At 41.3% G+C, this 12,187-nt stretch carries 11 protein-coding genes; all 11 read right to left on the minus strand.

Going from position 1 to position 12,187, the window contains the following annotated elements; genetic code table 11:
• Window positions 1-58: 58 nt before the first annotated feature.
• The 11 genes from T541_RS0107800 to ruvB all read right to left on the minus strand — a co-directional run bounded on the left by T541_RS0107800 (window position 59) and on the right by ruvB (window position 12,173).
• Entirely contained in the window at window positions 59-877 is an 819-nt protein-coding gene (locus tag T541_RS0107800) for a hypothetical protein (protein ID WP_026652180.1), read from the minus strand.
• A 751-nt stretch (window positions 878-1,628) separates the two neighbouring features.
• Complete coding sequence (gene recA, locus T541_RS0107805) at window positions 1,629-2,702, minus strand: recombinase RecA (RefSeq protein WP_026652181.1); 1,074 nt, start codon at window positions 2,700-2,702, stop codon at window positions 1,629-1,631.
• A gap of 284 nt (window positions 2,703-2,986) precedes the next feature.
• Window positions 2,987-3,523: a J domain-containing protein gene (locus T541_RS0107815; protein WP_026652183.1), complete on the minus strand. Its 537-nt coding sequence runs from the start codon at window positions 3,521-3,523 to the stop codon at window positions 2,987-2,989.
• A gap of 18 nt (window positions 3,524-3,541) precedes the next feature.
• A complete protein-coding gene (locus tag T541_RS0107820) occupies window positions 3,542-3,958 on the minus strand; it encodes a GerW family sporulation protein (RefSeq protein WP_026652184.1) in 417 nt (138 codons plus the stop codon).
• 20 nt (window positions 3,959-3,978) lie between these two features.
• The gene (locus T541_RS0107825; protein WP_026652185.1) at window positions 3,979-5,073 is read right to left on the minus strand and encodes a hypothetical protein; all 1,095 of its coding nucleotides are present in this window, start codon (window positions 5,071-5,073) and stop codon (window positions 3,979-3,981) included.
• Window positions 5,074-5,125: 52 nt separating this feature from the next.
• Entirely contained in the window at window positions 5,126-5,458 is a 333-nt protein-coding gene (locus T541_RS0107830; RefSeq protein ID WP_026652186.1) for a hypothetical protein, read from the minus strand.
• 53 nt (window positions 5,459-5,511) lie between these two features.
• Entirely contained in the window at window positions 5,512-6,972 is a 1,461-nt protein-coding gene (locus T541_RS0107835) for a peptidoglycan D,D-transpeptidase FtsI family protein (RefSeq protein WP_026652187.1), read from the minus strand.
• The gene (locus T541_RS0107840) at window positions 6,947-8,329 is read right to left on the minus strand and encodes an FtsW/RodA/SpoVE family cell cycle protein (protein ID WP_026652188.1); all 1,383 of its coding nucleotides are present in this window, start codon (window positions 8,327-8,329) and stop codon (window positions 6,947-6,949) included. Before T541_RS0107840 ends, T541_RS0107835 begins: the two co-directional genes overlap by 26 nt.
• A complete protein-coding gene (locus T541_RS0107845) occupies window positions 8,329-10,638 on the minus strand; it encodes a U32 family peptidase (RefSeq protein ID WP_034466512.1) in 2,310 nt (769 codons plus the stop codon). Before T541_RS0107845 ends, T541_RS0107840 begins: the two co-directional genes overlap by 1 nt.
• A 44-nt stretch (window positions 10,639-10,682) precedes the next feature.
• Window positions 10,683-11,093: a cell division protein ZapA gene (gene zapA, locus T541_RS0107850; protein WP_026652191.1), complete on the minus strand. Its 411-nt coding sequence runs from the start codon at window positions 11,091-11,093 to the stop codon at window positions 10,683-10,685.
• A gap of 48 nt (window positions 11,094-11,141) precedes the next feature.
• Window positions 11,142-12,173 carry a Holliday junction branch migration DNA helicase RuvB gene (gene ruvB / locus T541_RS0107855; protein WP_026652192.1) on the minus strand — a complete coding sequence of 344 codons (1,032 nt, stop codon included), beginning with the start codon at window positions 12,171-12,173 and terminating at the stop codon, window positions 11,142-11,144.
• Between the last annotated feature and the right edge of the window lie 14 nt (window positions 12,174-12,187).

Here is a 12,187-nt window from a genome sequence, read left to right on the forward strand (position 1 = left end):
AAGCTAGTAACACATTTAATTATATCAATCCACAAGTAATGTCATTCCTTCAAATAAATCAAAACAAATAGGTTTCTATTTTATTTTTGATTATTTTGGAACTAAGTGGATTCAACGAAGATTCAAATGTCATAATGAAATTATCACCTGCGTGGAATCCGCTCTGTTCATACCTTTGAATCTTATCAATGTTTTTGTTAGCATATTCTTCGCTATCCATCATGCCAAAATGCTCCCAGACAATCTCTTTTCTCTTTTTAACATTCAAACAAAAGAAGTCTGGTCTGACTCGATAATTATTTTTGAGTATTAAAGGATATTCGTACCTAAAGGGGATATTGTAATATTCTAGTGCATTAGCTATGATGAGCTCTACTTTAGATCTGACTCTTATTCCATTATTAGAAACAAACTCCCCAACAGAATCATCTACTTCAAATATATCATATATCTTAGATTCCCAGCTTGCTACATATTGCTCATCCGGGATGATTAGCGGTGTAATTAGTTTTTTTCTGCCACCACTTAATGAATCATATACATCATTTAGATTACTCTCTTTAACTTGTTTAATATATTTATCTAACTCAACAAGTTCTTTCTTGGCCTTGTCTATAATAGTAGCATCATAGCCTCTTTGAGCAATTCTCTTTGCTTTATCTAGTTCGCCTTTATGGATATATATGCCATTTTTATCTTTGGTATCACTGCGTAAATAGTATTGGAACGAATTACCCTTGTTTCTAACTATTATATTTCCATTAGGACTAGCCTTAATTGCCTTATTCTTTGATTCTACTAACATTAATAAATGCTTCTTTCTATCTTGTAATACAGAAATCCAATCATTATGCCAGTATTGTTCTGCATCATTCATATATCATAATCAATCCTTTGCAACTACATTTTACTTATCTAGCTTGTTTCGAGGTATTTCGCCTGATACTGCGTCTCGGTTAGCCGACTCTTTACCTCTACCGTTCCCCCTTTTAGCTTGTTTAGGGGCATTTCGCCTGATACTGCATCTCGCTTAGCCAGTACTTTACCTCTCCCACTACCCGTTTTAGCTTGTTTCGAGGTATTTCGCCCGATACTGCGTCTCGGTTAGCTGGCTCTTTACCTCTACCACTACCCCTTTTAGCTTGTTTAGAGGCATTTCGCTCGATACTGCGTCTCGGTTAGCTGGCTCTTTACCTCTACCACTACCCGTTTTAGCTTGTTTCGAGGCATTTCGCCCGATACTGCGTCTCGGTTAGCCGACTCTTTACCTCTACTGCTACTCGCTTTTAGCTTGTTTAGGGGCATTTCGCCTGATACTATGTCAAGGTTAGCCAGTACTTTACCTCTACCACTACTCCTTTTAGCTTGTTTCGAGGCATTTCGCCTGATACTATGTCAAGGTTGGCCAGTACTTTACCTCTACCACTACCCTTTTTAGCTTGCGTAGGGGGTATTCCGCTTATCAGAACGATAAGCCCAACAGAAAAAATGACTAGAATGCCACTTCATTCAAGATTTTCATTAACTAAGTGCCATGCAAGGGCACTAAAGCCGCTTGCATGGCACTAATATACATTTGCCAAGTACTTATTATCCTAATACGCCTTGACCATCTGCCGAGTACTATATTACTTAGAAGCCTTAGTCTTCTTAGCTGGAGCCTTCTCTGCGTCCTCATCAGCAGGAGCTGCAGCAGCTGCGCCGTCTGGGTTAAGGCCATAATGAGCTCTAACCTTAGCATCAATCTCTGCAAGGATCTGAGGGTTGTTCTCAAGATAGAGCTTAGCATTCTCACGTCCCTGGCCAATCTTCTCTCCATTGTACTGATACCAAGCACCGCTCTTGTTAACGATATCAACAGCAGCAGCAAGATCAAGAACATCACCAGTCATTGAAATGCCCTTACCGAACATGATATCAAACTCTGCCTCCTTGAACGGAGGAGCGATCTTGTTCTTAACTACCTTAACTCTTGTTCTGTTACCGATAACTTCGCCGTTCTGCTTAAGAGACTCGATACGACGTACATCCATACGAACTGATGAGTAGAACTTAAGAGCACGTCCACCAGTTGTTGTCTCTGGATTACCGAACATAACACCAACCTTCTCACGAAGCTGGTTGATAAATACTACTGTACAGTTAGACTTGCTGATAACAGCTGTGAGCTTACGAAGTGCCTGTGACATAAGTCTAGCCTGAAGACCTACGTGAGAATCACCCATATCTCCATCAATCTCTGCCTTAGGTACAAGAGCTGCTACAGAGTCAACTACTACGATATCGATGGCACCAGAACGTACCATTGTCTCTGTAATCTCAAGAGCCTGCTCACCACTGTCTGGCTGTGAAATATATAAGTTATCAATATCTACGCCGATGTTCTTGGCATATACAGGATCAAGTGCGTGCTCAGCATCGATAAAGCCTGCAATTCCGCCTCTCTTCTGTACTTCTGCAATCATATGTAATGTAACTGTAGTCTTACCAGAAGACTCAGGTCCATAAATCTCTACAATTCTTCCCTTAGGGATTCCACCAAGACCAAGTGCTATATCAAGGCTAAGTGAACCTGTAGGAATAGTCTCTACGTTCATGGTGTCAGATGAATCACCAAGCTTCATTACAGCCCCTTTACCAAACTGCTTCTCAATCTGTCCAAGTGCGGCATCTAATGCTTTTAATTTTTCTTCTCTTTCCATCATACTCTCCTTCTTAGAACACCTGTTCTTTAATTTAAATAATAAAACAGTTGTTCGACTGTGTCAACATATTTTCTGAAATTATTTTTATCATTTATGTCTTCTTCAATTACAAAAATGAAATTCCCGGCTGAAACGCCAGATATATATTCCCCGCAGAACATACACAAGTCATTGTCTAGAACGACAATGACTTGTAATACATTATCATATAAAAATAATAATATCAACCTCAACATTTTTGAAAAATCTGTTCGATTATTCCCCAATAGATCAAACAGAAATTAATTGATCATACTAATATTGTACTGTCTGCAAAGCATACTGTACTCTTCGTTGATAAGCTGAACCATGTCCTGATCTCCACTTACATTATCAGGATGGAACATCTTCATAAGATCCTTGTAGCGCTTCTTAAGAGTTAATGGACTATTAACGCCTCTGAATAAAAGATCAAGAGCGTCATATTCATTCTCTCTCTGATAAGCCTTTTCTCTTTCAAGTCTTATATACTCAGCCTCGAGCTTCTTCTTATCGCTGTTAAGCTGATCAAAACCATTATTCAAAATGCTAAGTCTCTGATCGAACAGAGCCTTATCATTGTTAAGCTTCTTAGTAGCGTTCTCGAGCTTTCTCTCAGCAGCGTCCATTCTATCCTTGAATGCGATCTGGTCTGCCTCAAGTCTGGCATATCTCTCTTCTAAAGCGCTCTCATGATTCTCAAGACGAACGCTCTCTTTAAAAAGCCATAATCTAAGCTCGTTAAGCTCATCCTCTGTGCCGTTTAAAATGATTTCTTCGATATTTCTTCTCTCTTCCATAGCAATACCCCCTATGGGTTACTCTCCTTTATTTTCCTCCGGGAAAGCAATATCTACTGCGGCATCATCGTCCATCATGTCTACTTTCTTGCTGGTAAACTTATTAACAATGTCAGGAACCATATCTAGGACCTTAGTTACTGCATCCTGGTTCTTAACATTTACAAGCTTGGTTGTGCCATCCTTGATCACAAGCACTGCGCTTGGAGACATCTTAGCTCCAAATCCACCAGTTCCATTAGTCTTATTAGAACCGTTACCTTTTCCGTCAACAGTTGAGCCTGCGCCAAGTCCAAAGGACACATCTACAAGAGGAAGGATAATAGTATCTCCCACCTTAGTTGGCTCCCCAACTACTGTCTTTGTTGCAAGAATGGAATTCATTCCATCAAGCAATGAACTAACAACTCCGTTTATTGAATTATTCTCTCCCATCATACCCTCCAGGTGAAAAATTATGAGTTTTTAATCTTTTTGAATCTAGCTATCACCTTTTTAACATCTTTATTGAAATAGCATACAGCTGCACAATAAACAATAGTGAATATTGTAATGTGACCCTTCATGTGTGCGTCCAGCCTTACAACACCTCTCTCGAAATCCGGTGTGTAGGAAAGCTTATTGTAAAGAATCGGATATAGACATCCATAAGCTCCCATGATATCGGCTGTAGTAGCAGGATCACCTGCGCCAAACAACAGATCAATGTCACTCTTATCCGGTAAAATCATCTTGATTAAACGTACAAGCTTACCTTTACAAAGTGCGAAAGCCCGTTTAAAAATGTCGCTTTCTAGGGTAACTTTTATCATTTCTATCTTATCACATAGTCTAGATGTTGTATATTGGATTTTTTGCAACACATCTTGTGGCATTTTTAGAATATTTTGGATTTTTATGAAGATGTCAGATAACACTTCGATAAAAGATCTTTTATCTGAATCTTCTTCCTCATCTAAATCATCTACATTTGAGTCTGTGTCTGTATCTGTATCTGTGTCTGTATGTGTCTCAGTTCCAGTTTCTATCTCTATTTCAGATGTATTCTCTGCATTTGTATCTGACTCAGTATCGGATGCTATCTCTGACTCTGAAGCTGTATCTACATCTGCTTCCGCACTAGTCTCAGAACCACTGTCTCCCCAGTTATCCTCCGCTTCAGTAACCATCAAGGTATCCTCAGCTTTACCTTCACCCTCTGATTCCTGATCATCTGCAGAACTTTCCTTATCTTTTTTATCGGCTTTTTTCTTCTTCTCTTTTACCTTTTTAGGCAAGATCCTGATACCAAAAATCTTAAGGGTAAATTCCATCTTGTCCGGATACTCCAGACCTCCACTTATTATGTGAAGAAGCCAGGAAAACTTAACCCTTGCCCAGATACTCTTTGGATCAATTCCATCCTCAAGCAGGGTCTCTGGAATATTACCATCGATCCTGTACCTGATAGGAACAAAGAGAATCAGTAAGAGAAGCAAAAGAACTACTCCCAAAACAGAAAGTAGCACAATCCCTATTATTTTAAGCACTGTTAGAACAATAGAAAGCATAAAAGCTCCAGTCTACACTGTATTTTTACTTCAAAACAAAATCAAAACCATATCAGGAATCTCTTCCATCAAGATACTGAACAAGCTGTCCATCAAGCCCTGCAATGCTGGCTTCTTGGGATATTCTAAGAACAATTCCAACTGCCTCTTCGTGACTTCCTGCAATTCCATAGACAAGAGGCTGAAGCTCTCTAAATATCTTTTGCTTTAAAAAGGCGCAGTGAATAATATCCAGCTGATCACTTGGGCACTGGGCTCTTGTGACCAAATAGATACCAAACTGTCCACTTCCGTGGTAAAGTTTCATTTTTACAAGTGTGTGATTTTTAACAGATTCTCCCCAATATAGTCCCTTATAGAACCGGCAGAATCCCCCTTTTTTCATATATACTCCACGCCCCTATTACAATTACTTCATACTCAATATTAACACATAAATTACTCTACACCAAAGTATGCGTCAAAAATTCTTTTAGCGATAGGAACCGCATAACTTCCGCCACTTCCTGCGTTCTCAACGATGATAGTAACGCAGATCTCAGGGTCATCAGCTGGTGCAAATCCAGTAAACCAGGCATGTGAATCAGAATTGGAATTAAACTCCGCAGAGCCTGTCTTACCTGCTGCAGTATATGACAATCCCTTAAGCTTAGAAGCTGTTCCCTTTTCAACAACTGCCACCATCATTGAAGTAAGAATATCAGTCTCTTCCTTGGTCATAAGCCTCTTGTAAGTCTCGGGCTCAAAGCTTGCCACAGTCTTCTTATCCTCAGTAGTAACACTCTGAACCAGATATGGCTTCATCAAAACACCGCCATTAGCAATGGCACAGGTGATCATATTAAGGTGAATCGGTGACATTCCTGTAGTTCCCTGGCCAATGGAAAGCTGCATGATCTCACCCCTTGGAGTGTCCTGATCATAGGTTGCAGAGCTCTTTGTATAAGCGATAGACAACGGAAGCTCCGAATTAAACATCAGTTCCTCAAGAGTCTGATTGAAGGTCTTCTGACTAACAGACAGACCAATATTAGCAAATGAGGTATTACAGGACTTGGCAAAAGAGGTAATAAAGTCAACACCACCGTGATTCTCACCGTGGTAACAGGAAATCACGTCCTCTCCATCCTTGAATTTACCATTGCAGCTATACTTATAGCCAGAATAGTCATTGTTATTATCTCTAAGATAAGCAAGGGCTGTGATGATCTTAAAGGTTGATCCAGGTGGATATAACCCTTGGGTTGCTCTATTAAGAAGCTGAGCATCTCCGGAATCATCAGCAAGCATCTTGTCCCACTCCTGAGCTATATAGTTAGGGTCAAAGTCAGGCTTGGAAACCATAGCCAGGATTTCTCCTGTCTTGGGGTTAGATACAATGATAGCTCCCTTTCTGGCAGAAAGCGCATTATATGCCACCTCCTGAAGAGTAACATCAAGAGTAGTGGTTACTGTATCTCCAGGATACTTATGGCCTTCAGCATCAAACTTAACTTTTGTAGCAAGCTCTGCTCCTGAATTGATCAGATAGTAATTGGCTGAAGCCTCGATTCCAGCCTTACCATTAGAAGCATAACCTACAACATGGGCAAATTCCTTGCCATAAGGATAAACTCTTTTATCCTTGCCGTCAGAGCCTTCCTCAGTATAAGCAAGCACATCTCCATTTCTTGAAAGGATCTTACCTCTGCTATTCTGAGCAAGAAGAATCTGCTGTCTCTTGTTGTAGTTGTTGTTCATAAGTGTCTGTCTGTTAACATAGGAATAACGGGCAATGTAGAACAACATAGCTGCAAACAACACTATATAAAAGCCGCTGATAACAAGAATCGGATAGGATTTAATCTTTTTCTTAGGCTTTTTCTCTTTTCCCTTATCTCTGTCTAACTCTTCCCTCATCTTCAAAACTTCTTCTCTCCTGCATCATCTTGCGATGTTTCTCAATTGCGATATTTCTTTCATCCACCCTGATCATGTAAATGCCTTCAACGATCATAAGAAGGAGGATGGTCACAAACACTGACGTTCCGCCATAACTAACAAGGGGAAGTGTTACACCTGTAAGAGGTATAAACTTAGATCCTCCGCCGATAGTCAGAAACGTCTGGAAAATATAGGCTACGCCGGCTCCCGAAGCAATAAGCCTATAGTACTTATCCTTGATAAAGTAACTGGTCTGCATAATTGCCACAAAAGTGCTGATGCAGACAAGGGTCATAAGAATAGCAAATATAACTCCAAATTCCTCTGCTATTGCTGAGAAAATGAAATCCTGCTCAACGTATGGAATTGAGCTTGGCATTCCGCCATAAAGGCCAAGGCCAAACCAGCCACCACTACTGATTCCAAACAAAGACTGGGACAGCTGATAGCCTGTGCCCTCAATATCACCAAAGGGGTCACGCCACGCTGCAACTCTGACCTGAATATGTCTAAAGAGCTTGTAGGCTACAACACTGGCGAAGGCGCCAAAGAAAAGCCCAAGAACAAGATATCCAATATTCTCAGTAGAAATATAGATCATTGCCAAATAGATTATAAAGAAAATAAGAGCACTTCCAAGATCTTTGGAAAGTACCAGAATTATTACGTGAACTGCCGCCACAATAGATGCTAGAAACAGCTCCCAAATACTCTCCGCCTTGTAAAGCGCGCCTGCCATGAAGAACAGGAAAACGATCTTAACAAACTCAGAGGGCTGGAAGGTAATTCCCGCAATCGTATATGCAATCTTAGAGCCATTAGTTGTAGCACCCAGTAAAAGAACTACTCCAATAGCCGCAATACCTATAGCCGCATAGGCCCAGGTAAATCGCTTAAGAAGGTTGTACCTGAAAATAGCTGCAGGAATAAAGAATCCCACAATAAAAGAAAAAGTAATGATAAAGAACTGCTTAACAGCCTTATCATAGGAAATTCTGGTAAGGATTATCATGCTGATGCTAAGAAGCATGCAGGCATTGTTGATAATAAGCTTATTACCGTCAGGATAGATAATGTAAAACAGTACAACGATGGATACAAAAATCAGTATCTGAAAACCAAAGAAAAACAGATACTTGGCCTTTCCTGTTCTTGCAATTATCTCTATAAAGCAGGCAATCTGCATACCAAAAATAAGAATAACCTGGCTTATATATAATACTTTATTCTGATCCTCATTCTTGTGCCTAAAACTTAAGAAAGCCTCTAAAGTATAAACAAAAAGAATAAGCGGAATCACAAATTTAGCAATCTCTGTAACGTATAATTCCATTATTCAACTCCGCGTTTATAGTGTCCTAAAGTGTACTTGCCATCGCAAAGTACCTGTGCATATTGTCTATCATCATCAATAAATGCAGAAAGAACTGTGCCTGTTCCTTCTCCATCCTCTGTGGACAGATCAAGTCTTAAATGATCAAACAGTCCAGCGTCCCTGATCTCCCCAAGCTTCTTGTAAAGCATGGTTGGATGGGCATTCCAGATAACGTTGTAGCAGTTCCTGCAGTTAGTAGTAACAAAAATCTCATTGCTCATTCTGTCTAACATGCTGTATTTCTCAGTATGAAGCTCATGTAGCCTACCACTACACTTATCCATAGTCTTCTTAACGCAGCCTGCACTTATCATCATAGGAACCCTGCCATAAACCTCGTAGGATACCTTGATGTCATAGTTCTTTTTGATGGCCTTAACCACGTCCTTGGCCTCATGAATGTTGAGCTCCAGAGGAACAGATATCTCTTTGACAAAAGAAATATCATCACCAATCTCAAGAAGAAAACCCGCAGCGTCCTTGTTCCATACGTACATGGAATAATCAAGGATAACATCACCCTCAAAGCCAAGTTCCTTAAGGAATCCAAGCTGTTCAAGGTTCCTTACCAAAAGACCCTTGTAGCCGCGCTCTGCGATAGATCTGGCAATAGCCTCAATATCCCTGGTACCATCAAAGCGCTCAGTCCTTGTTACATAAGGAAGTGCCACGAACATATCCATATTGCTGCCAAAGGCTGACCGTTCACTGTCTGTTATTGAAAGGAACAGCGTACTATCTACGTATACTCTAAGTGTCTGTTCATGATCCTTGGCAAAAGAGCTAACTCTTTCAAGCTGCTTCTTAGTGTTAACCAGCACGTGGAAATCGGGACTGACCTTCTTTATCTCTCTTTCACCTGAAATCTTATTGACTGTAATGTCTCTATTTACAGACTCAGCAGCATTTCCTTTGTCTTTATCAGACTTGGAATCACTTTCCTCATGACCATCTGCTCCAGCTACGCTACCGGAAGATAATCTCTCCTCCATCTTCTCGCAAAGAGCTCTTCTAAGCTCATTAAGCTCGCTGACAGGCATGAATATACCGCAGCCAGAAACACTATCGTCTATAATTACTGTGACATTGCCTGCTTCAAAAGGTGTGTTGCCAAGCTTCTCAATCTGCTTCTTAACGCTGTCCTCGTCCATAGGGCGCTTCATGGCCTTAGTCACAATATTTCCTGTAACCTCTTCCTCAAAGGTCTGTCCATCTCTTCTTACTGTCATCTTAAGAAGAGCTTCCTGGCCCTCGATAAGCTTACAAAAAAGGTCGCACTTAATCTTCATTGTGCTACCAAGAAATCTGTCTCTTACCTTGGTAAGAATCTCCTCAGAAGTGGCATTATAGGCTGGAGATGAAATTGTTACCATCTCTCTTCCGTTATGTCTGTGATAATAACCGTCGCAGATGCCTGTTCTCTGATACAGACCCTCTAAGGTCTTAACGTCTTCCTTAGAAACCTTAAATTCACCCTCAGGATCAGCGTAGAATTTATCTATATATTTCCTGTAGATTGCTGTAACACCGGCAGAATACTCAGGCTTCTTCATACGGCCTTCGATTTTAAAAGAGCTAAGTCCTGCCCTTATAAGCTCTGGGATAATATTAACAGTGCACATATCCTTAAGGCTAAGGGGATATGAAGCATCCTGGCCATTGTAGCTGTAGGGAAGTCTGCAGGGCTGAGCACATCTGCCTCTGTTGCCACTTCTTTCTCCAACCATACTGCTAAACAGGCACATTCCAGAATAGCAGTAGCACATAGCACCGTGAATGAAGGCTTCTACCTCTATGTCGGCCTTCTCTCTAATATCCTGCATTTCCTGAAGACTAAGCTCTCTTGCAGGAACTACGCGGCAACAGCCCAGCTCTTTGAGCAGCTTGGCACCATTAACGCCAGTCACTGTCTGCTGGGTGCTGGCATGAACCTCTACGCCTGGGAATTCATCTCTTATGAATCTCATAACACCAAAGTCCTGGACAATGACTCCATCAAGGCCCTTCTGGGCATATGGAAGCATAAAATCATAAAGCTGGTTAAATTCTCGTTCTTTAACCAGCGTGTTAACTGTCATATAAATCTTCTTGTGGTGTAAATGTGCATAAGAAATAGCGTCCAGAACCTGCTGTGTGTCGAAATTGTCAGCATATGCTCTGGCGCCAAATTTGGATCCGCCAAGATAAACAGCGTCAGCACCTGCGTTGAATGCTCCCACCATTGTTTCATAGCCCCCTGCAGGAGCCAGTAATTCAACTCTATTCATATTCCTCATCAAAAGGGCTGTCATCACGACAGCCCTCATAGTGTTTATTTCTTGGCACTACCCTTAACCTGTGTCTCAAGCTGTATGATCTTCTTGGAAGACTCATCAAGCTTGGTCTGAAGGTTCTTGCCATTCTTCTCAGTGTTCTCGAGCTTGATCTGTGTTGCAATAAGCTCGTGCTTAATGTCGTATAGCTCCTTCTCCTTCTCGGAGATCTGCTCCTCCATCATCTCAATCTGCTTCTTAGCCTTGAAATAATCATCAGCAATATTGAGCTGTAAAAGAACGTTCTGAGTATCTACCGGTTGTCTCTTAAAGCCATCAATCTTGTTATATTCAGCTATCTTGTTGTTGATATAGGAAGCAACCTTCTGAAGGTACTCTTCACTCTCGTATCCACTTAATGTAAATACCTTACCCCCAATGATTACCTCGGTATCTGTCTTGGATGCCATACGAATCCCCCTTACTCAAAACCAAACAAAATTCCTACTAGAATTCAATTATATATCGGCACCACTGGGCATTTCAAGTCCCAAATGCCTATAGGCAAACTCAGTAACAACGCGCCCTCTGGGGGTTCTGTTAATGAAACCGTTCTTGATAAGGTAAGGTTCGTAAACGTCCTCGATGGTACCTGAATCCTCTGCGATGGCAGCTGCCAAAGTATCCAGTCCCACTGGGCCTCCGCCGAATTTGTGAATCATAGTCAAAAGAAGATTCCTGTCTGTATGGTCAAGTCCAAGCTTATCCACGTCCATAAGATCAAGAGCTGTAACTGCCACATCCTTGGTGATAACGCCGTCGTACTTAACCTGGGCAAAGTCACGGACTCTCTTAAGGATTCTGTTGGCAAGACGGGGTGTTCCACGGCTTCTGCGGGCCATCTCTTTGGCACCCTCAGCATCCACTTCCACATCAAGGACGCCTGCGGACTGCATAATAATGGTGCTAAGCTCGTCCACATCGTAGAATTCCATTCTATGTATCATGCCAAATCTGTCACGGAGAGGTGCTGAAAGCATACCTGCCCTTGTAGTTGCACCGATAAGGGTGAACTTAGGAAGGTCAAGCCTTATAGACCTGGCTGTTGGGCCCTTACCGATCATGATATCTATTGCATAGTCTTCCATAGCAGGATAAAGAACTTCCTCCACCTGCCTGTTAAGTCTGTGAATCTCATCTACAAAAAGAATATCGCCAGCCTTAAGGTTATTAAGAATAGCAGCCATATCACCAGGCTTCTCAATGGCTGGTCCGCTGGTGATCTTGATGTTAACGCCCATCTCATTGGCTATGATTCCTGCAAGAGTGGTCTTACCAAGTCCTGGAGGGCCATAGAATAAAAGATGGTCAAGGCTGTCGCCTCTTTGCTTGGCTGCCTCAATATAAATCTTAAGGCTCTCTTTTATTTTCTTTTGACCAATATACGAATCAAGGCTCTTGGGACGAAGTGACCCTTCAACCTGAATGTCCTCTTTATTAAGATTGGTGTCAACGCCACGGGCGTTTGTTACGATTTTTCTCTTTTCCATCTATGACCTCAAAT

The organism is Butyrivibrio proteoclasticus P6B7, from assembly GCF_000622085.1.
Taxonomy (GTDB): Bacteria; Bacillota; Clostridia; order Lachnospirales; family Lachnospiraceae; genus Butyrivibrio; species Butyrivibrio proteoclasticus_A.